Genomic DNA, 19,454 nt, shown 5'->3' on the forward strand with positions numbered 1-19,454 from the left:
AGCTTAAATTTTATCTATTCTTGTTTTGTTTAACATACACTTCCGTTGCTCCAGAACCGTATTTTTGATAATCAGCGTCTTGAAAATTAATTTCTTCAAAACGATTGAGCATGTAATCAATCTCGGTTTTCAGAGTTCCTTCTCCTACTCCATGAATTAAAACAATTTTCGGAATTCTATTTTTGATGGCAAATTCAACGTGGCGTTGTGCCGTTTCAAGCTGAAGTGTTAAAATTTCGTGGTTTGACATCCCTTTTTTGTTGCGCACTAACTTCTCGATGTGCAAATCAAATTCTGGAATACCACGTTCGTGCTTATCTTTCTTTTCTTTAACAAAACTTCTCGGTTTCGGGATTTCTTTTTCCTTTAAAACCTGATTTATGTTTTGTACCGAAAAATTAATTTTCAAAGGGGTTTCTATCAAAATTAATTCTGAATCGTTGAATTCTAAAACAAAACCATCAGTAGTTTCAATTTTCACACGATTTTGATTTACCGAAATAACCTCGCCACTAAAATCATCGTCCAAAACAGTTACCTTATCGCCTTTTTTAAACATTATCTGAAGGATTTTCGTCGTTTTTCCCCGGGGTTTTTGCCGTTAACCACATCATTGTCATCATAAAAACCGCAATGGCTGTTACCATAATATATACATTTGGTTTTTCTTTTCCTTGTTCGAAAATGGCTACAAAACCAGCAATGATAAGTAACGGAATGTATATTTTTTTCATTTTGATAACGGCTTTAGAGATGGTTCAAAAATAGCAAAGTTTCGAGGAAAATCATTAGTTTCTTCTTATTTTTTCGTAAAATTGTATTTTAAAAGTCATTTCTATGGAAGAATATATGCTTCCCTGTTTTACGAAAAAATATTTGGGAATTGATTGTCCTGGATGCGGTACACAAAGAGCTTTTGTGATGGTTTGTAAAGGTGAATTTGCCGATGCTTTCCATATGTTTCCGGCAATATACACCACTATTTTATTTTTCGTCTTACTTGGGCTTCATCTTGTAGATAAATCTCGAAATTATTCTAAGTTAATTATCGTTGTTGCTATAATTAATGCAATAATTATGTTTGCGGCATTTGTAAATAAATATCTTTTTATATTTTTATAGAAAATTTTAACCAACCAAATAAACATTTAAAAATTATGGAACACCAAAACTTTCAAGAAAATGAATCTTTAACCAATCAAAAATTACCTAATGCAACGCCTTCATTAGTGTTAGGAATTATTTCCATCGTACTTTGCTGGTGCTACGGGCTTATTGGTTTAATTTTGTCAATTATCGGCTTAGTTCTAGCTAATAAAGACAGAAAATTATATTCTGCAAATCCAACACATTATACTAACTACTCAACAAGCAATACGGGGAGAATTTTAAATATCATTGGGTTGATTTTAAACATTTTATCAATTATTTATTTTATCTTCATCATTGCTTATATTGGGTTTGATGCATTACAAGATCCGGAATTATTACAAGAAAGAGTCAGAGAAATGCAAGGAATGTAATCTCTTGATAATCAAAACAAAAACCAGCTTTCGAGCTGGTTTTTTTATACTTTTTGGCTAAGTACTACGGCGTCAATTTCGCTATGCGAAGTATCATAAATAGCTTTCCCTTCTTTGAGCAAAATTATTTGTGGCGATTGGTGAATCACGTGAAATTTTTGCGCAATTTCATTCGAAATCTCTCGGTAGTTGAGCAAATCTAAAAAGTGAGGAGTGATTTTTTCGGATAAATTTTCTTCACCAAATTCTCTTTCAAAATTTTTCAACGCCATTCTACTAATGCTGCATCGGGTGGAATGTTTGAAAATCACAACCGGCTTCGTGTAAGATTCTTCGGTAATTTCTTCCAAATGTTTTAGTTCTGTTAAAAGATTCCACTGCATTGCACTAGAGTTCGTACCTTTATTTTGCGGTTCATCTGAACCAAATAATTTATTGAAAATTCCCATAAATTCAGTTTTCAAGACTTTTTGTCGGTTAATTTTATAGTATAAAGCAGTTTTTATGTCAATTTGGCATTTATTAATGAATGGAATATAAATTGAAATTGCTTTCATAAATTTAAAAAATAATTCAATATGAACTTTAATAATTTTACCATAAAATCTCAAGAAGCAATCCACAAGTCTCAACAAATTGCGCAAGGTTTTGGTCATCAGCAAATTGAAAATGAACATATCTTAAAAGCGATTTTTGAGGTGGATGAAAATGTCGCTCCTTTTTTGCTCAAAAAATTAAACGTTAATGTTGGACTTTTAGAGCAAATTCTAAATAGTACATTGCAATCTTTCGCAAAAGTTTCTGGCGGAGAAATTATGCTTTCCAGAGAATCGAACGCCACTTTGCTGGAAGCTTCGAATATCGCCAAAAAAATGAACGACGAGTTTGTTTCTGTTGAACATTTGTTGCTTGCCATTTTTAATTCAAAAAGTAAAATTGCACAAATTTTAAAAGACCAAGGTATTACCGAAAAAAGCCTTAAAGCGGCAATTGAAGAATTGCGAAAAGGCGAACGCGTAACTTCGGCTTCGGCAGAAGAAACCTATAATTCTTTGAATAAATATGCTAAAAACCTCAACGATTTAGCCCGAAATGGAAAATTGGATCCCGTAATTGGAAGAGATGAAGAAATTCGCAGAGTTTTGCAAATTTTAACCAGAAGAACGAAAAATAATCCAATGTTAGTGGGAGAACCTGGAGTGGGAAAAACTGCCATTGCCGAGGGTTTGGCTCACAGAATTGTGGACGGCGATGTTCCCGAAAATCTGAAAGAAAAAATCGTCTATTCTCTTGATATGGGTGCTTTAATTGCGGGCGCAAAATATAAAGGAGAATTTGAAGAACGTTTAAAATCCGTAGTGAAAGAAGTAACTTCCGCCGAAGGCGACATTGTACTTTTTATTGACGAAATCCATACATTAGTTGGAGCTGGTGGTGGCGAAGGTGCGATGGATGCTGCTAACATTTTAAAACCAGCTTTAGCAAGAGGAGAATTAAGAGCCATTGGTGCAACAACTTTAGACGAATATCAAAAATATTTTGAAAAAGACAAAGCACTTGAAAGACGTTTTCAAAAAGTATTAGTGGATGAACCTGATACCGAAAGTGCCATTTCTATTTTACGTGGAATCAAAGAAAAATACGAAACGCATCATCAAGTTCGCATTAAAGATGAGGCAATTATTGCTGCTGTAGAACTTTCGCAACGCTACATTACCAACCGATTTTTACCGGATAAAGCCATTGATTTAATGGACGAAGCGGCTTCTAAGCTCAGAATGGAAATCAATTCTAAACCTGAAGAATTAGATGTTCTTGACCGAAAAATCATGCAACTTGAAATCGAAATGGAAGCGATTAAACGTGAAAATGACGAAAACAAACTGAAAACCCTCGGGATGGAATTGGCAAATTTAAAAGAAGAAAGAAATGAAATTTTTGCCAAATGGAAATCGGAAAAAGATGTGGTAGATCAAATTCAGGCAGCAAAATTAGATATCGAAAACTTCAAAATTGAAGCCGAACGTGCAGAACGTGACGGTGATTATGGAAAAGTAGCTGAACTTCGATACGGGAAAATTAAAGAGGCACAAACCAAACTTGATGAATTACAGCGACAATTACAGGAAAATCAAGAAAACTCTTTAATTAAAGAAGAAGTGAATCGCGAAGATATTGCAGAAGTTGTGGCAAAATGGACCGGAATTCCAGTAATGAAAATGCTTCAAGGCGAACGCGAAAAATTATTGCATCTTGAAGAAGAGTTACACAAAAGAGTTGTGGGTCAAGAAGAAGCCATCGAAGCCGTTAGCGATGCCGTGAGACGTAGTCGTGCCGGTTTGCAAGATGCGAAAAAACCAATTGGTTCGTTTTTATTTTTAGGAACTACAGGAGTTGGAAAAACCGAATTGGCAAAAGCCTTGGCCTCGTATTTATTTGACGATGAAAATGCCATGACAAGAATTGACATGAGCGAATATCAGGAACGCCACAGTGTGAGTCGATTAGTTGGAGCACCTCCGGGATACGTGGGTTACGATGAAGGCGGACAATTGACGGAAGCCGTTCGGAGAAAACCTTATTCTGTGATATTGTTAGATGAAATTGAAAAAGCGCATCCGGATACTTTCAATATTTTATTACAAGTTTTAGACGAAGGACGACTTACGGACAATAAGGGTCGATTGGCGGATTTTAAAAATTCGATTATTATCATGACTTCAAATATGGGAAGTTCGATTATTCAAGAGAAATTTGAATCTCGAGACTTCGGGATAAAAGGCGATGTTGAAAGCGCTACTGAAGCGGCAAAAGTGGAAGTTTTAGGTTTGTTGAAGCAAACGGTTCGTCCGGAATTTATTAACCGAATCGACGATATCGTAATGTTCACACCTTTAAACGAAAATAATATTCGTGAAATTGTGGGACTTCAACTAAAATCAATTACTAAAATGCTGGCGTTACAAAACATTACTTTAGACGCCACTCCGGAAGCGGTTGAGTATCTTTCTAAAAAAGGTTTTGATCCGCAATTTGGCGCAAGACCAGTAAAAAGAGTAGTTCAAAAAGAAGTTTTAAACCAGCTTTCTAAAGAAATTCTTTCGGGAAAAGTAACTACGGAAAGTATTATTTTACTCGATAGTTTTGACGGACAATTGGTTTTTAGAAATCAAACTGAAATGTCCAACTAAAGATTCTTCAAAATAATTTAATTCAAATTTAGACCTGATTTTTTCGGGTCTTTTTTTTTGGGTTAAAATAAATTTACAAACGTTAATATTATTCTTAAAACAATTCACAATTTGTAGAAAATGGCGTAAATTTAATGGTAACTAAACTTAAAAACTTACGCAACATGAACCTTAAAAGAATTTTTGGAAGTATTCTAACCATCCTTGGAATTGTAGGATTGATTTATGCCGCTTACATTTTCATGAACACTTCAGGTAGCGAACGAAGCTACAAATCGCTTGCTGTTTACGGCATATTAGGTTTAATTTTTTTCATGTCCGGCATTGGCTTGGTAAAACAAACAAGAGACGAATCATAAAATAACTTAAAAAAATAATGCTATGAACCACACACTTATTGTAAAAAACAATATCAAGATTAATGCAACTCCTGAGAAAGTTTGGGAAATACTTACCAATCCTTATTATATTAAACAATGGGACAAATTACCTGAAGATTTTGGTGACAACGCTGTTTCAGCTTCCACAACAATAAATTTTCCGGGATTTTCTAAATTAACCGTAACAGGTTACGAGCCTGGCCGCGTGATTCGGTACCAACTTTATGTAGATGCTTGGGGCGAAACTGTAATTCCCGACATTAATTATTCTTACCAAATTTCCCAAGATGCCAACGGCGAAACTTGGCTTGGTATTGAAATTGGTGATTTTGCTGTACTAAATAATGGCTCAGAATATTATGATGAGTCGATAAATTTTGGAAATACAGCTTCACAAAAAATAAAAGAATTGGCAGAAAATCATACTGCAATCAGCATCCACTAAAATCAAAAAAGCCCAATCCATTAATAATCGATTGGGCTTTTTATTCAAATATAAATTTTTATCGAGTGCTTCTTTGCAAATAATATTGTCTAATAGTGCGAATGCCGTTGTATCTTTTCATTCGTATAAAACTTATTACTCCCGAAAAAATAATTAATAAACAAACAATAAACAATGCGGTAAAACCAACTTTTAGCAAGAAGTTATTAAGGTTGGACGAATGGTCTGCAAATCTTCCGGGAATGGCAAAACCCGAAATAACAAGCAATACGGTTGCGATGGCTAAAGTAATACGTTTCATAACAAGGAAGGTTTCAGTTTTATAGCATTTTTCTGGGGCGAAAATTTTAAACAGCTGCTCTCAAATATTCATATTCAAATTCTTCATGATGATCGTAAGCCACTTCTAAAATATCAATTTCATTGTATGCCACTTCGTCATCAGTATCTTCAATAATGCATATTCCTAAAATTTCAAATGGACGCTCAATTTGCATATTATTACTTTCAATATATTCCATGGCTAACTCATCAAAATTTTTCGGATGCAGCACAATCATTACGCTGTCAGTCAGCTCATTATCAATAATATATTCTTTAATACTCAATAGGTTGATTAAATTTTTCATAGCGGTAGTTGTTTGAGTTAATTAATTTTATTGGTTGGTTGTTTTACAAATTTGGTAGAATTTATTGAGTTGATAGGTTAGATAAATATTAAACTTTTGTTAACGAATTAGCCTTTTTTATGTTAAAAAATAGGTGTTTTCAATCTTTTTTATATGATAAAATTTATGTTTATACAATTGCCATTTTTAACAATTCTGAAAACCACAATTTTTCAAAATTTAATGCTTCATTTTTTGCTAAAAAATTGGCTTTTTTTAGTTTGCATAAGTGATGGTTTTTTTTGAATCTTAGCAAAGTGGAATTTTTCTTAGATTTTCTTACAAAATTTCCCACTTAATAGTATAATTGATTATGAAAAAAAACACACTTCTTATTTTACTTTTTATTTTCTCATTTTTCTTAAACGCTTGCAGCGGTGATGAAGGCGGTCAAACCATTGTTTTTGAAGAAGCTTTGGTTACAGCAGCGGAAGGCCCAGCAACGGTAACAGTGAACCAATCGGCCACTTATACTTTAACTTACCAAACAAAAAATGACTGCGGAAATTTTGAAAATTTTGTAGAAACGTTGACCGGAACTACTAAAACCATTAGCGTAAGACTAAAATATGTTGGAGATTGCAACGAAAATGTACAAACTAAAACTATCACCTATCCATTTATGGTAAACACTCCGGGAACTTATACATTTAAATTCCGGAACACAAGTACATCGTTCCTTACCCGAACGGTTGTGGTTACAGAGTAAATTTTTCAAAAAAAATAATCAAAGCCAGCCTAAAAAGCTGGTTTTTGTTTTTTAAATTAGAGTAAAAAATAAATGATGATTTCTATTTCTAACCAATATCTAACAGCAACGATTAATCCTAAAGGTGCCGAACTTTCTTCATTAAAACATCAGGATCGAGAAATTATGTGGGAAGGCAATCCGGATTTTTGGGGAAAGCACGCTCCTGTACTTTTTCCTATTGTAGGAACTTTAAAAAATAACGAGTTTGAATATTCCGGAAAAAAATATTCGTTACCACGTCATGGTTTTGCAAGAGATTTGGTTTTTGAAGTTTCAGAAAAAAGAGTTGATCGTGTGACCTTTACCCTCAAATCTTCCGCAGAAACATTAGAGAAATTTCCTTTTACGTTTGAGTTTTCGGTTATTTTTATTTTAAAAGAAAAAACTCTTTTGCAATATTTTCAGATAAAAAATGAAGGGCAAGACACCATGTATTTTTCCGTTGGTGGTCATCCTGCTTTTGCCCTGCCTGGAAATTTTGAAGATTATTCGATTCATTTTGACCAAGACGACAAGTTAGAAGTTTTTGCTCTAAAAGATGATTTACTTTCGGGCAAAACCTCTATTTTAAATTTAGAAAAACAAAATTTACCGCTTTCGCAAAAATTATTCGAGAACGATGCATTAGTGGTAAAAAAATACGTTTCTAAAGTAATTTCAATCTTAAAAAATGGAAAAGATTTTCTTCATTTTTCAACCGGAAATTTCCCAAATTTAGGACTTTGGACAAAACCTAACGCTCCCTTTATTTGTATCGAACCTTGGTTTGGTTATGCTGATGATATTACGTGTACAGGAAAATTAACCGAAAAGGAAGGAATTGTAGCTATTGATTCTCAAGAAATTTTTGAAACCCATTTTGCCATTTCAATTCCTTAAAATTATTTTGATAAAAATTTTAATTAATAAATAATTTTTTGTTAAAAATGAAGTTATATTTGAAACAAACATTTCATAATATGGCTGAATTTGAAAAACATTTTGAAGAGATTCAATCGTATCTAAATTTTAAAGATTATACGCTTCTCACCAAGCGAATTATTGATTTAACCCTTGATACCGAAAATATTTCTTTTTATCAAAAAACCAATTTACTGCTGGACAAAATCGATCGGGAAACGGAATTGAGCAATTTACACAACGATTTTTCAGAGTTGTTAAAGGAGCTGAAGACTTTTCTCCAAACTAAACCCATTGTCGCCCCAAAAACTTTGATTACGGCTTCGGCTGTGAAAAAAAATTATGGACACAGTGCTTTTGCGCTTGGAGCTATCGATTTGAAAGTAAATCAAGGAGAAATTTTAGGACTTGTGGGCGAAAACGGAAACGGGAAAACCACTTTACTACGTTTACTTTGTGGCGAGCTTTACGTTACATCAGGAAAAATAGAATTTCACATTCCGCATCAAGACTTGTATGATCTTCGTGCAAAACTGATTTATATTCCGCAAAGAACTGCCACGTGGTATGGTTCAATGTTCGAAAATTTACAATTTACCGCCACGAGTTATGGCTATCAACCGGAAGAAAATGAGCTGATTGTAAACTTAGTGATTTCACGCTTAGGACTTCGGAAATTTAAAAATCATCTTTGGAAAAACCTTTCTTCCGGATACAAAATGAGGTTTGAATTAGCCCGAATGTTACTTAGAAAACCTGATGTTTTGCTCATTGACGAACCTTTGGCAAACCTTGATATTTTGGCACAACAAACAATATTAGAAGATTTTCGATCCATTGCAAAATCCCCTTTTAGACCCATAGGAATTGTGTTAAGTTCACAGCAATTATACGAAGTAGAAAAAACTTCGGACCAAGTAATTTTTCTAAAAAATGGCGTTCAGAAAAATTTGAGAAACGAGCCATCTTCTGAAGAAACTATTCCGGAAACTCAATTGGTAATTGAGTTAGAAAGTTCGCTTTCGCAAATGCAACTCAGCGAAGCTTTAGGCGAAAAGTTAATCAATTTACAATTTAACGGAGGTACATTTATCGCTACATTTTCTGGAGAAACTTCGGTTTTTGATTTTCTTCAGATGATTTCGGAAAAAAGAATTCCGTTACAATATTTTCGTGACATCACACATTCTACCAGACGTTTTTTCGTATCCTAAAAATTTAAAAAATTATGTTTCAAAATATACAAAAACACTTGTTGTTACGATATCCTTTACTCTGGAATACCAAGGTAATTCCGGCTTGTATTGCAGCAATTATCTTTCATATTATCTTTTTCATAGCAGGATTTTCACAAGGTACAATTAATTTTCAATCAGTTAACGAAGCCTATTCCATCTCAGAAGAACTAACTATTTTTTTTAGCGTTTTAATCTCGGTTTTTGGCATAATCATTTGGCTGGTTTATTATGCCAGAAATAATGGTTTTAAAGCTTATTATCCAAAAACTGCAAACAGCGTTTTTAAAGAATGGTTGATTATTTTTGTCATTTGTTTGCTCCAAATTTCTTACACTGTAACCTTTTTATTTGGAAAAGATTACAGAGCGAGAAGTTACTTTCCTTACGAAGAATTAGTAGAACGATGCGAAATTATTAGCAAGGCTTCTTTGTTTGCAGAAGGTCCTTTTGAAATTTCGGACACCGAATATTTTTATAAAGAAGGAAAACAATATGAGATTAGGAGGAATTCATTTTTATTCGAGGGAAAACAATACAGCCTAAAATCTTTACTTAATAAAGGAACCGTTAAGTTCGACATTTATACGGATGAGCAAGACAGCTTAATAAAACGCGATATTAAACTTTTGCTAAAAAACAACCAAAAAGGCGAAGTGGAAAAGTTGATGAATCAATTTTTAAACATCGCTAAAGGTCATGATTTAAAAGCGAATATTGATGCAAAAAAATGGTTGGATTTAACCTACAATGCTCCCGATTTTACCAAATATAGTATTGTAGGCAAAAAACGTTTCAGACATCCGCATCATTATGAAAATACTTATCAATATGGAGATGATGTCGCCATTGCTGAAGCCGCTGTGACGGTTGATGATACAGGAGGCACTGTTAGTCAAATTGCTATTGATACGACATCTGAAAGATTGATTATGGTGAACGGTTATGAGCAAATTGAATCAAAATATTATGTGCCTTTCGAACCCATTCTTTTTAACTATTCAAAAGTGGTTGAGGCTTGGGACAGGCCGAGTTTAAACTTGGATTTTTGTTTATTTATCGGATATTTTGCAATGTTTTTATCGTTGGCTTTGTTTAGCTTTAGGGTAACTTCGGGGAAAAACTGGCTGATAGCTTTGATAGTTACGGGAGTTACAAATATGGTTATTGGAATTTTTACGGCAATTTCAGCGTCAGAACATTTTTATTTTATTTCCGCAATCTTTATTATTACGGCTCTATTGATTTATTTCTTTTCGATAATAAACGGTAGAAGAGCCAAAGAAATTTCGGGAATTACTTTAAATATTACACTTTGGACATTACCAGCAATCGTTCCAGTAGTTTATTTTTATTTGGATAGAATTGTGAAAGAGTCAACTGGCTATTATGATTATAATGTGGGAATTGATCGAAAAATATCACCAGCTGTTGAATTTATCGAACGTCATTTTGTAACCATGGCATGGTTAAATTTGTTAGTTGTAGGACTTTTTATTCTTGCATTGTCACATTCAATAAAAAAGTGGAAAGGTATTGCAGAAGGATAATTTCGCAAGAAAAATTAAAATTGTGGAAGAGTTTGTAAATAGAGCGCTTCCACTTTTTTTCTAGCCCAAGGTGTCTTTCGCAGAAATTTTAAACTTGACGCAATACTTGGATTTTGTCTAAAACAGTTGATTGGAATCAGCTCAGCTAAAGTATCAAACTGATAATATTTTACTAAATCTTCCAACATTTTCTGCAATGTAATGCCGTGTAAAGGATTATTTTGTTGACTATTTGTCATTTGTTAAGGATACAATTAGATTTCTATAAAAATACATAAAATAAGTGTCTTTTTTTTAATGATATTTTTCAAGCGGTGAGAGGTTTTAATATATTATTGAAGCAAAAATTTAAAATGCAAAATTGTACAATCGTGTAAATGTTATACCTTTGTTTTCTTATGCAAAAAACTGTCAACATACAAAATAAACGCGCTAGATTTGATTACGAGTTTATTGAAAAATATACCGCCGGAATTGTATTGACCGGAACTGAAATAAAATCGATTAGACTTGGAAAAGCTAATATAACTGAAAGTTTCTGCGAGTTCAGCAATGGCGAGTTATTTGCAATCAATACTTATATCGAAGAGTACGCTTTTGGTAATCAATTTAACCATAAATCTCGCAGCGAACGTAAACTTTTACTAAACAAAAGAGAACTAAAAAATTTAGCCAAAAACGTCCAAACCAAAGGTTTAACCATTGTACCTACTAAACTTTTCACAAACGAAAAAGGATTGGCAAAACTAGAAATTGCTTTAGCACGAGGTAAAAAAACGTACGACAAACGAGAATCCTTAAAAGCTGCGGACACAAAGCGTGATTTAGATAGATTGAAAAAATCATTTTAAGCAAATAATTTTTTTTAACAAAAAATGATTATTGCTTATTTTCTAATAAAGGCACAAAACGAAACTCTCCAAACTCATGCTTTTCAAATTGGGTTTCATTTTTACGAATCAGCATGGTCATAATTTGATGTTCTTCGCCAAGCGGAATCACGAGCCTTCCTCCTATTTTTAATTGTGCCATCAAAGGTTTTGGAATAATTGGAGCTCCAGCCGTTACAATAATACTATCAAATGGTGCATAATTCGGCAATCCTTTATAACCATCACCAAACGATAAATGTTTGGGTCTGATATTTAATTTTGGCAATAATAAGGAAGTGGTTTTAAACAATTCGTTTTGTCGTTCCACACTGTAAACTTTGGCTCCCATCATACATAAAACCGCCGTTTGATAACCCGAACCCGTTCCAATTTCTAAAACTTTATGGTCTTTTTGAACTTCTAACAATTGAGATTGAAACGCCACGGTATAAGGTTGCGAAATCGTTTGTCCGGCACCAATCGGGAACGCCTTGTCTTGATAGGCATAATCCTCGAAACTGGAGTTCAAAAAAAGGTGTCTTGGAATTTTTTTAATGGCATCCAAGACGTTTTTATCCGTGATTCCTTTCTGCTCTAGAACAGTTACTAATTGATTGCGAAGTCCTTGATGTTTGGCGGTATCTTTCAAAATTTGGAGTAATAAATTTTGGTAAAAATAACAAAACTTAAATCGAAAGTCAAAAGTCAAAAGTCAAAAGTTTCTGCAAAAAATCAAATCTATTTTCGATTCGCTTTTCAACTTTCTAACTTTCGACTTTAAGACTTTCGACTTTAAACAATTAATATTATTTTTGTAGAAAATACATTTATATGCTAAAAGTTGGAGTATTAGGTGCGGGTCACTTAGGTAAAATTCATTTGCGATTATTACAACAATCAGAAAAATATGAACTAGTTGGCTTTTATGATCCAAATCAAGAAAATGCCGAAAAAGTAGCAAAAGAATTTGGTTACAAAAAATTTGATACCATTGCCAAACTCATTCACGCTGTTGAGGTCGTGGATATTGTAACTCCAACACTTTCACACTATAAATGTGCAAAAGTAGCCATCAAATCAGGCAAACATATTTTCCTTGAAAAACCCATTTCAAACACGGTTGAAGAAGCCGAAGAAATCATCGCTTTAGCAAAAGAATATAATGTAAAAGGACAAGTGGGTCACGTCGAGCGATTCAATCCTGCTTTTAAATCTGTAAAAAACGACATTATCAATCCGATGTTTATCGAAACGCATCGTTTGGCAGAATTCAACCCTCGTGGCACAGATGTTCCCGTAGTTTTGGATTTGATGATTCACGACATTGATGCTATTTTGAGCGTTGTAAAATCGAAAGTGAAAAACATTCACGCAAGTGGTGTTTCGGTAATTTCTGACACTCCCGATATTGCAAATGCGCGAATTGAATTTGAAAACGGCTGTGTTGCCAATTTGACTTCGAGCCGAATTTCCTTAAAAAATATGCGTAAATCACGCTTCTTCCAAAAAGATGCTTACATCTCGGTAGATTTTCTCGAAAAGAAATGTGAAGTCGTAAAAATGAAAGACGCTCCAGAAGTGCCAGGGGATTTTGATATGATTTTGCAAAATGCCGAAGGTGTAAAAAAACAAATTTATTTTGATAATCCAGATGTTGAAAACAACAACGCTATTCTCGATGAATTAGAAACTTTCGCAGATGCCATCAACAACAACACAACGCCAATCGTGACTTTAGAAGATGGAACTGATGCCTTGAGAGTTGCGTATCAAATCATCGATTGCTTTAAAAAGTAATATTGTAATAGTAGAAAAATCTTTCAATCTTTCAATTATATAAATGCTAACCAACGATAATATTCTTCTCGAAATCAAGCATCTCATTGCAAATGCAAGAGAAACTGCCGTTCGTTCAGTCGATTTTCAAAGAACACTATTATATTGGTACATCGGCGAGCGAATTTTTAACGAAGAACAACAAGGAAAAGACCGTGCGGCGTACGGAAATTATCTGATTAAATATCTTTCAGAGCAATTAACTCCTGAATTTGGTAGCGGATTTTCATTTAGAAATTTAAATTGGTATCGTCAATTTTATAGAACTTTTCCAATTGTGAACTCACTGCGTTCACAATTGAGTTGGACACATTATAGATTATTGTTACGTATTGATAACGAGGACAAAAGAGAATATTACATCGCTGAAACCGTAAAAAACAATTGGTCCATTCGGCAAATGGAAGAACAATTACTTCACGAAATCAAAAAAGAAATAAATAATAGAAAAATTTTAAACCCTACTCACCCCTAGTAGGAATTCCCCCTTTGGGGGTTAGGGGGCTTATAAATGAAAAACATAGCCGTAATCGGAGCCGGAACAATGGGCAACGGAATCGCCCACACTTTTGCACAAAGCGGATTTACCGTAAAATTAATCGATGTTTCAGAAAAAGCGTTAGACAAAGGAATGGCCACAATCGCCGGAAACTTGGACAGAATGGTAGCAAAAGGCACCATTTCTGAAGACGATAAAATGAAGACCATCAGCAACATCATCACGTACACCGACATTAAAGACGGTGTTGTTGGTGTTGATTTGGTAGTTGAAGCTGCAACCGAAAACGTAGAATTAAAACTCAACATTTTCAAGCAATTGAACGATGCTTGTTCACACAACACGATTTTGGCAACCAACACTTCTTCGATTTCCATCACGCAAATTGGAGCCGTTGTCGCTCATCCTGAACGTGTTATCGGAATGCACTTTATGAATCCAGTGCCCATTATGAAGTTAGTCGAAATCATTCGCGGTTACAATACCTCTGATGAAATCACTAAAATCATTATGGATTTATCCGAAAAATTAGGCAAAACGCCAGTTGAAGTAAACGATTATCCAGGTTTCGTGGCCAACCGCATCCTGATGCCGATGATTAACGAATCCATCGAAACATTATACAATGGAGTTGCAGGCGTTTATGAAATCGACACGGTAATGAAACTCGGAATGGCACACCCGATGGGACCGTTGCAATTGGCTGATTTTATCGGACTTGACGTTTGCCTTGCAATTCTCAACGTGATGTACGACGGCTTCAAAAACCCGAAATATGCACCTTGTCCGCTTTTGGTAAATATGGTTCGAGCCGGAAAATTAGGCGTGAAATCTGGCGAAGGATTCTATGATTATTCCGAAAGCAAAAAGGCTGAAAAAGTAGCGAAACAGTTTTCTTAAAATAATTCCTACAAGGTTTCCAAAACCTTGTAGGTGTTTGTTTGTTTTTGGAGCAGAACATTAGGAATAAATTAAACCCTATTCCCGCTTTCCACAATATCTTTTTTGTTTTTAAAGAAAAAACAAAAAAGGATATTTGCTCTAATCGGGGCTATCCCGAAACTTCGGGAGAAAAACTTTAGGCATTTTTTAAACGCTAGTTTCCCAATCTTTGTCAACATCCTAACAGTCCCGACGGTTCGGGATAAAACCTGTTAGAAACTTTAAACCTTAAACATTAAACCAAAAAATATTTTGGCAAAAATAATCCCTTTCAAAGCCGTAAGACCAACCCGCGACAAAGTCAGCTTGGTCACTTCGCGTTCCTATGACGAATATTCTCCGGCTGAACTTGCTTCGCAGTTGGATTTTAATCCGTTTTCATTTCTTCACGTCTTGAATCCGGCTTACGTCAACCAGCAAAAAATCGGACTCGAAAAGCGATTCAAACTCGTGGCTCAAAAATACAATGACTTTAAGGAAGAAGTAGTTTTAATAAAAGAAGAACAAGCCGTTTTTTTTCTCTACGAAATCCAAACCAAAATCCAAACCTTTACTGGAATTATTGCTGGAACTTCCATCGAAGATTATCAAAATAATGTCATCAAAAAACACGAAGACACTCTTCAATATCGCGTGGAATTGTTCAAAGATTATTTGCACCAAACCGGTTTCAACACCGAACCCGTTTTGATAACCTATCCCGATAATCAAGACTTAACCAATTGGATTGCAGAAAAAAAACAAACCGATTCGCTTTATGAATTTTCCACCACCAAGAGAGAAAAACACATCCTTTGGAAAATTGAAGACGAAAAAGAAATCGCTTGGCTTCAGGAAAAATTCATTGAAATTGGCGATTTGTATATTGCCGATGGTCATCACCGTTCGGCTTCGGCAGAATTATTATACCTAGAAGACAAAGCTTCCGGTAACGAAAACCTGAACTATTTTATGAGTTTTCTAATTGCCGAAAGTAATGTCAAAATATATGAATACAACCGAATCATTCGTGATTTAAACGGAAATTCAAAAGAAGAATTTCTAAATAAACTATCCGAAAGTTTTTGGCTCAAAAACAAAGAACAGGAACTTTGGAAACCCACAAAAAAATTCGAATTCGGAATGTATTTGGATGGCGAATTTTATTCACTAACTTTGAAGGACGAACACAGTTTCACTTCGGTTTTGGAACGATTGGATGCTCAAATTTTATACGAAAAAGTATTGCAACCCATTTTAGGAATCGAAGATTTGAGAAACGATGAACGAATCGATTATATTCCTGGAAAGCAATCCATCATTACCATAAAAGAAGTGGTGGATGAAGGCGAATTCGAAGTAGGATTTATGCTTTTTCCAACCGATATTGCTGAAATAAAAGAATTGGCCGATAACAATTTGATTATGCCTCCAAAAAGTACGTACATCGACCCTAAGTTTAGAAGTGGGCTTGTTGTGTATGAGATTTGATTTTGAGAAAATAGAACAAAGAGAAAAGAAAAAAGACACCATCTTTGTCATTCCGACAAAGTTTATAAATAAATTTATGTCAATAAAAAACAACTTACTCGAAATAAAATCCTCAATTCCAGAAAATGTAACACTTGTTGCCGTTTCCAAAACGAAACCCGTTTCTGATTTAATGGAAGCCTACGAAGCGGGACAACGAATTTTTGGAGAAAATTATGTTCAGGAATTGGTTGAAAAACACGAGCAACTTCCGCAGGATATTGAATGGCATTTTATTGGTCACTTACAATCCAGAAAAGTAAAACAAATTGCACCTTTTGTAAGCTTGATTCACGGTGTAGATTCGTTGAAATTATTAGAAGAAATAAACAAACAAGCTTTAAAAAACAACAGAAGCATCGATTGCCTGTTGCAAATTCATATTGCCGAAGAAGACACAAAATTCGGTTTAGACGAAGTAGAATTGAATGATTTATTAGATTCTGAAACCTTCAAAAATCTAAAAAACATCAAAATAAAAGGCTTGATGGGAATGGCAACCTTCACCGAAAACCAAGACCAAATCAAGAAAGAATTTTTACATTTGAAATCAATTTTCGACAAACTCCAAACTCCAAACTCCAAACTTACAACTCTTTCTATGGGAATGTCGGGCGATTACAAACTTGCAATCGAATGCGGAAGTACAATGGTTCGGATTGGAAGTAGTATCTTTGGAACGAGAAGCCCCCTAACCCCCAAAGGGGGAATACAGCAATAAAATAGAACTTGGGGGAATATGTATAGAAAAGAAAAAAAACTATAATTAATAATTCTTATTCCCCATTTGGGGGTTAGGGGCTTATGTACACAATACTCGACATAGAAACCACCGGAGGCCAATTCAACGAAGAAGGAATTACAGAAATAGCCATCTATAAATTTGACGGACACGAAATCGTGGACCAATTTATCAGTTTGGTCAATCCTGAAAAACCCATTCAACCTTTTGTAGTGAAATTGACAGGCATCAACAACGCCATGTTGCAAAGTGCTCCAAAGTTCTATGAAGTGGCAAAACGTATTATCGAAATCACGCAAGACACCATTCTTGTGGCTCATAATGCTCAATTTGATTATCGAATTCTTCGTACCGAATTTTCTCGTCTTGGCTATGATTTTGAACGTCATAACATTTGCACCGTCGAATTGGCCAAAAAATTAATTCCCGAGCAACCATCTTATAGTTTAGGAAAATTAGTTCGTGCACTCGGAATTCCGATGGCTGATAGACACCGGGCTTCGGGAGATGCATTGGCGACAGCTAAATTATTTAAAATACTTTTAGATAAAGACTTAGAAAAAGAAATAGTTAAAAGTTTTATCAAAACAGAAACTGAAAAAAAACTTCCCCAAAAATTTTTAGAAATTGTAGCCAAATTACCTTCAACTACTGGAATTTACTATATTCATAACCAAAATGGCGAAGTTATTTACATCGGTAAAAGCAGAAATATCAAAAAAAGGGTCAACCAACATTTTACGAGTCAATCCTCAAAATCAAAAAAAATACAACAGGAAGTTTTTGAGGTCACTTACGAAGAAACGGGAAGTGAACTTATCGCCTTGTTAAAAGAATCCGAAGAGATTAAAATCAACAAACCGAAATACAACCGTTCGCAAAAAAAAGTAATTTTCCCGTGGTCAATATACAGCGAATTCGATAAAAACGGCTACCTTTCATTAACGATTCAGCCAACCAATACACTAAAAAACGAAGTTATTTCGTTCGCCTCCCAGATAGAAGCCAGAAATTTTTTGTTTAAAATCACTGATGAATTTCAGCTTTGCCAAAAAATTAATAAATTAGATAAGCCTAAAACCCATTGTTTTCCCTTTAAAGTAAATCAATGTTTTGGAGCTTGTGTTAACCAAGAAAATCCGGTTGAGTATAACAACCGCGTAAATCAATTTTTGCAAAAAAATAAATTTCACAGCCAAAACCTCATCATAGTAGATCGAGGCAGAAACCTTCAAGAACGAAGTGCGATTCTTTTAGAAAATGGCATTTTTAATGGAATTGCGTACTTTGAACTTAATTATCAAGTGAGCAAAATTGACATTTTAAAAAATATCATTGTAAAAATGGAACACACCAAAGACGCCAAACAACTCATCCTAAACTACATATCAAAAAATAAAGTTCAGAAGATAATTCATTTCTAAAGAAATATTTTAACTGCAATGAAAGAAGACAAAAGCGGATTCGAAATTTTCCGACAAAGGGTAAATATCATCATTCACGGCGTCAATACGCCAGCTGGACGACTTTTCGACATCATTTTACTCGGACTCATTTTGCTAAGTGTAGTACTTGTTGCGCTCGAAAGTGTCAAAAGTTTAGACATTATTTACCACAATTTTTTCATCGTTTCGGAGTGGATTATCACCATTTTTTTCTCAATTGAGTATATTTTACGCATCATCTCCAGCCGAAAACCTTTAAGATACATTTTTAGTTTCTACGGTATCATCGATTTTATTTCTATACTTCCCATGTACCTCTCATTTTTTGCGCCAAGCACGAAAACCTTAGCCATCGTGAGAGCCTTGAGATTGCTCAGATTATTTCGAATTCTAAACCTTGTGCAATTCTCAGGATCAGCATCCCAACTTCGATTAGCCATCAATGCCAGCCGAACAAAAATTATTGTTTTCGTTTATTTTGTTTTTATATTATCGATACTTTTAGGAACCATCATGTACGTTGTTGAAAGTCCAGATAGCGGCTTTACCAGCATCCCAACCAGCATTTATTGGTGTATCGTAACACTCACAACCGTAGGTTACGGAGACATCGCGCCAATTACACCACTCGGAAAAGCCATCGCCTCATTCATCATGATCTTGGGTTATGGAATAATCGCGGTTCCCACAGGAATCGTCACTGCCGAACTCGCAACAAGCGGAAAAAAAAGAAAACTACTCCCAGGAACCTGCCCAAATTGTGGTACTAGCGATCATAGAAACACCGCCGATTTCTGCTACAAATGCGGAACTTCCCTACCCTGATTATTTTTTTTTCAGGAGCTAATCCGGCTATCCGTTTCAATTCCTCATTTAAACCGCTGTTTTTCTGTCGTTAAAAAAGGAGCTCCTGCGTCGCTCTTTTTTTCCGAGAAAAACAAGCACTTTAAATTCCGGGATTTCCAC

Annotated in this window: 24 protein-coding genes; 17 read left to right on the forward strand and 7 right to left on the reverse strand. The window is 34.6% G+C overall.

The features are described 5' to 3' along the window. Positions 1–10: 10 nt before the first annotated feature. Complete coding sequence (locus GV828_RS03410; protein ID WP_166536074.1) at positions 11–559, reverse strand: Smr/MutS family protein; 549 nt, start codon at positions 557–559, stop codon at positions 11–13. Then, complete coding sequence (locus tag GV828_RS03415) at positions 552–734, reverse strand: hypothetical protein (RefSeq protein ID WP_166536075.1); 183 nt, start codon at positions 732–734, stop codon at positions 552–554. The genes GV828_RS03410 and GV828_RS03415 overlap by 8 nt, the downstream gene beginning before the upstream one ends. A 103-nt stretch (positions 735–837) precedes the next feature. On the opposite strand from GV828_RS03415, the gene GV828_RS03420 reads away from it, so the two are divergent. Together GV828_RS03420 and GV828_RS03425 are read left to right on the forward strand one after the other, a co-directional pair. Further along, complete coding sequence (locus tag GV828_RS03420; protein ID WP_166536076.1) at positions 838–1,122, forward strand: DUF2752 domain-containing protein; 285 nt, start codon at positions 838–840, stop codon at positions 1,120–1,122. 35 nt (positions 1,123–1,157) lie between these two features. Next, a complete protein-coding gene (locus tag GV828_RS03425; protein WP_166536077.1) occupies positions 1,158–1,523 on the forward strand; it encodes a CCC motif membrane protein in 366 nt (121 codons plus the stop codon). 44 nt (positions 1,524–1,567) lie between these two features. Here the strand turns inward: GV828_RS03425 and ytxJ are convergent, their stop codons facing one another. Next, positions 1,568–2,080 (reverse strand): bacillithiol system redox-active protein YtxJ, encoded by a 513-nt coding sequence (gene ytxJ / locus GV828_RS03430; protein WP_317163807.1) that lies wholly within the window; start codon positions 2,078–2,080, stop codon positions 1,568–1,570. Positions 2,081–2,101: 21 nt separating this feature from the next. On the opposite strand from ytxJ, the gene clpB reads away from it, so the two are divergent. The 3 genes from clpB to GV828_RS03445 all read left to right on the forward strand — a co-directional run bounded on the left by clpB (position 2,102) and on the right by GV828_RS03445 (position 5,539). Then, entirely contained in the window at positions 2,102–4,714 is a 2,613-nt protein-coding gene (gene clpB / locus GV828_RS03435; protein ID WP_166536078.1) for an ATP-dependent chaperone ClpB, read from the forward strand. A gap of 164 nt (positions 4,715–4,878) precedes the next feature. Beyond that, the gene (locus GV828_RS03440) at positions 4,879–5,073 is read left to right on the forward strand and encodes a hypothetical protein (protein ID WP_166536079.1); all 195 of its coding nucleotides are present in this window, start codon (positions 4,879–4,881) and stop codon (positions 5,071–5,073) included. Positions 5,074–5,095: 22 nt separating this feature from the next. Then, positions 5,096–5,539: an SRPBCC family protein gene (locus tag GV828_RS03445; protein WP_166535980.1), complete on the forward strand. Its 444-nt coding sequence runs from the start codon at positions 5,096–5,098 to the stop codon at positions 5,537–5,539. A gap of 58 nt (positions 5,540–5,597) precedes the next feature. Here GV828_RS03445 and GV828_RS03450 read toward each other — a convergent pair whose 3' ends face one another. Together GV828_RS03450 and GV828_RS03455 are read right to left on the reverse strand one after the other, a co-directional pair. Then, on the reverse strand, positions 5,598–5,840 hold the full coding sequence (locus GV828_RS03450) for a hypothetical protein (RefSeq protein WP_166536080.1): 243 nt from the start codon (positions 5,838–5,840) through the stop codon (positions 5,598–5,600). 46 nt (positions 5,841–5,886) lie between these two features. Further along, positions 5,887–6,168, reverse strand: a complete 282-nt coding sequence (locus GV828_RS03455) for a hypothetical protein (RefSeq protein ID WP_166536081.1) — start codon at positions 6,166–6,168, stop codon at positions 5,887–5,889. Between the two features lie 352 nt (positions 6,169–6,520). On the opposite strand from GV828_RS03455, the gene GV828_RS03460 reads away from it, so the two are divergent. The 4 genes from GV828_RS03460 (at position 6,521) to GV828_RS03475 (ending at position 10,643) form a co-directional block, all read left to right on the forward strand. Next, entirely contained in the window at positions 6,521–6,916 is a 396-nt protein-coding gene (locus GV828_RS03460) for a hypothetical protein (protein ID WP_166536082.1), read from the forward strand. A gap of 72 nt (positions 6,917–6,988) precedes the next feature. Next, positions 6,989–7,837, forward strand: coding sequence for an aldose 1-epimerase family protein (locus tag GV828_RS03465; protein WP_166536083.1), 849 nt, complete (start codon positions 6,989–6,991; stop codon positions 7,835–7,837). Between the two features lie 47 nt (positions 7,838–7,884). Continuing rightward, positions 7,885–9,072 (forward strand): ABC transporter ATP-binding protein, encoded by a 1,188-nt coding sequence (locus tag GV828_RS03470; RefSeq protein ID WP_235935408.1) that lies wholly within the window; start codon positions 7,885–7,887, stop codon positions 9,070–9,072. 14 nt (positions 9,073–9,086) lie between these two features. After that, the gene (locus GV828_RS03475; RefSeq protein ID WP_166536085.1) at positions 9,087–10,643 is read left to right on the forward strand and encodes a hypothetical protein; all 1,557 of its coding nucleotides are present in this window, start codon (positions 9,087–9,089) and stop codon (positions 10,641–10,643) included. A gap of 14 nt (positions 10,644–10,657) precedes the next feature. Here GV828_RS03475 and GV828_RS03480 read toward each other — a convergent pair whose 3' ends face one another. Next, a complete protein-coding gene (locus tag GV828_RS03480; protein ID WP_166536086.1) occupies positions 10,658–10,882 on the reverse strand; it encodes a VF530 family protein in 225 nt (74 codons plus the stop codon). 159 nt (positions 10,883–11,041) lie between these two features. Between GV828_RS03480 and smpB the strand changes: the two genes are divergently transcribed. Next, the gene (smpB, locus tag GV828_RS03485) at positions 11,042–11,494 is read left to right on the forward strand and encodes an SsrA-binding protein SmpB (RefSeq protein ID WP_166536087.1); all 453 of its coding nucleotides are present in this window, start codon (positions 11,042–11,044) and stop codon (positions 11,492–11,494) included. A 28-nt stretch (positions 11,495–11,522) separates the two neighbouring features. Here smpB and GV828_RS03490 read toward each other — a convergent pair whose 3' ends face one another. Further along, complete coding sequence (locus GV828_RS03490; protein ID WP_166536088.1) at positions 11,523–12,164, reverse strand: protein-L-isoaspartate(D-aspartate) O-methyltransferase; 642 nt, start codon at positions 12,162–12,164, stop codon at positions 11,523–11,525. A gap of 182 nt (positions 12,165–12,346) precedes the next feature. Between GV828_RS03490 and GV828_RS03495 the strand changes: the two genes are divergently transcribed. The 7 genes from GV828_RS03495 (at position 12,347) to GV828_RS03525 (ending at position 19,313) form a co-directional block, all read left to right on the forward strand. Beyond that, positions 12,347–13,312, forward strand: a complete 966-nt coding sequence (locus GV828_RS03495; RefSeq protein ID WP_166536089.1) for a Gfo/Idh/MocA family protein — start codon at positions 12,347–12,349, stop codon at positions 13,310–13,312. Positions 13,313–13,355: 43 nt separating this feature from the next. Then, a complete protein-coding gene (locus GV828_RS03500; protein WP_166536090.1) occupies positions 13,356–13,826 on the forward strand; it encodes a DUF1016 N-terminal domain-containing protein in 471 nt (156 codons plus the stop codon). A 36-nt stretch (positions 13,827–13,862) separates the two neighbouring features. Then, positions 13,863–14,750: a 3-hydroxybutyryl-CoA dehydrogenase gene (locus GV828_RS03505; protein ID WP_166536091.1), complete on the forward strand. Its 888-nt coding sequence runs from the start codon at positions 13,863–13,865 to the stop codon at positions 14,748–14,750. Positions 14,751–15,044: 294 nt separating this feature from the next. After that, complete coding sequence (locus GV828_RS03510; protein WP_166536092.1) at positions 15,045–16,262, forward strand: DUF1015 domain-containing protein; 1,218 nt, start codon at positions 15,045–15,047, stop codon at positions 16,260–16,262. Positions 16,263–16,338: 76 nt separating this feature from the next. Further along, on the forward strand, positions 16,339–17,022 hold the full coding sequence (locus tag GV828_RS03515) for a YggS family pyridoxal phosphate-dependent enzyme (RefSeq protein ID WP_166536093.1): 684 nt from the start codon (positions 16,339–16,341) through the stop codon (positions 17,020–17,022). 83 nt (positions 17,023–17,105) lie between these two features. Further along, positions 17,106–18,467: an exonuclease domain-containing protein gene (locus tag GV828_RS03520; RefSeq protein ID WP_166536094.1), complete on the forward strand. Its 1,362-nt coding sequence runs from the start codon at positions 17,106–17,108 to the stop codon at positions 18,465–18,467. An 18-nt stretch (positions 18,468–18,485) separates the two neighbouring features. Then, entirely contained in the window at positions 18,486–19,313 is an 828-nt protein-coding gene (locus tag GV828_RS03525; protein WP_166536095.1) for an ion transporter, read from the forward strand. Positions 19,314–19,454 lie beyond the last annotated feature (141 nt).

It is taken from the genome of Flavobacterium ichthyis (assembly GCF_009915155.1).
In the GTDB taxonomy this organism is placed as follows: domain Bacteria; phylum Bacteroidota; class Bacteroidia; order Flavobacteriales; family Flavobacteriaceae; genus Flavobacterium; species Flavobacterium ichthyis.

Excerpts from the sequence above, each read along its gene's own strand:
- GV828_RS03460 (WP_166536082.1), top strand. The coding sequence starts at position 6,521 with ATGAAAAAAAACACACTTCTTATTTTACTTTTTATTTTCTCATTTTTC.
- GV828_RS03455 (WP_166536081.1), bottom strand. The coding sequence starts at position 6,168 with ATGAAAAATTTAATCAACCTATTGAGTATTAAAGAATATATTATTGAT.
- GV828_RS03520 (WP_166536094.1), top strand. The coding sequence starts at position 17,106 with ATGTACACAATACTCGACATAGAAACCACCGGAGGCCAATTCAACGAA.
- GV828_RS03495 (WP_166536089.1), top strand. The coding sequence starts at position 12,347 with ATGCTAAAAGTTGGAGTATTAGGTGCGGGTCACTTAGGTAAAATTCAT.
- GV828_RS03470 (WP_235935408.1), top strand. The coding sequence starts at position 7,885 with ATGAAGTTATATTTGAAACAAACATTTCATAATATGGCTGAATTTGAA.
- GV828_RS03505 (WP_166536091.1), top strand. The coding sequence starts at position 13,863 with ATGAAAAACATAGCCGTAATCGGAGCCGGAACAATGGGCAACGGAATC.
- ytxJ (WP_317163807.1), bottom strand. The coding sequence starts at position 2,080 with ATGAAAGCAATTTCAATTTATATTCCATTCATTAATAAATGCCAAATT.
- GV828_RS03410 (WP_166536074.1), bottom strand. The coding sequence starts at position 559 with ATGTTTAAAAAAGGCGATAAGGTAACTGTTTTGGACGATGATTTTAGT.
- GV828_RS03450 (WP_166536080.1), bottom strand. The coding sequence starts at position 5,840 with ATGAAACGTATTACTTTAGCCATCGCAACCGTATTGCTTGTTATTTCG.
- smpB (WP_166536087.1), top strand. The coding sequence starts at position 11,042 with ATGCAAAAAACTGTCAACATACAAAATAAACGCGCTAGATTTGATTAC.
- GV828_RS03515 (WP_166536093.1), top strand. The coding sequence starts at position 16,339 with ATGTCAATAAAAAACAACTTACTCGAAATAAAATCCTCAATTCCAGAA.
- GV828_RS03425 (WP_166536077.1), top strand. The coding sequence starts at position 1,158 with ATGGAACACCAAAACTTTCAAGAAAATGAATCTTTAACCAATCAAAAA.
- GV828_RS03475 (WP_166536085.1), top strand. The coding sequence starts at position 9,087 with ATGTTTCAAAATATACAAAAACACTTGTTGTTACGATATCCTTTACTC.
- GV828_RS03415 (WP_166536075.1), bottom strand. The coding sequence starts at position 734 with ATGAAAAAAATATACATTCCGTTACTTATCATTGCTGGTTTTGTAGCC.
- GV828_RS03525 (WP_166536095.1), top strand. The coding sequence starts at position 18,486 with ATGAAAGAAGACAAAAGCGGATTCGAAATTTTCCGACAAAGGGTAAAT.
- GV828_RS03420 (WP_166536076.1), top strand. The coding sequence starts at position 838 with ATGGAAGAATATATGCTTCCCTGTTTTACGAAAAAATATTTGGGAATT.
- GV828_RS03480 (WP_166536086.1), bottom strand. The coding sequence starts at position 10,882 with ATGACAAATAGTCAACAAAATAATCCTTTACACGGCATTACATTGCAG.
- GV828_RS03445 (WP_166535980.1), top strand. The coding sequence starts at position 5,096 with ATGAACCACACACTTATTGTAAAAAACAATATCAAGATTAATGCAACT.
- GV828_RS03465 (WP_166536083.1), top strand. The coding sequence starts at position 6,989 with ATGATGATTTCTATTTCTAACCAATATCTAACAGCAACGATTAATCCT.
- GV828_RS03500 (WP_166536090.1), top strand. The coding sequence starts at position 13,356 with ATGCTAACCAACGATAATATTCTTCTCGAAATCAAGCATCTCATTGCA.
- GV828_RS03440 (WP_166536079.1), top strand. The coding sequence starts at position 4,879 with ATGAACCTTAAAAGAATTTTTGGAAGTATTCTAACCATCCTTGGAATT.
- clpB (WP_166536078.1), top strand. The coding sequence starts at position 2,102 with ATGAACTTTAATAATTTTACCATAAAATCTCAAGAAGCAATCCACAAG.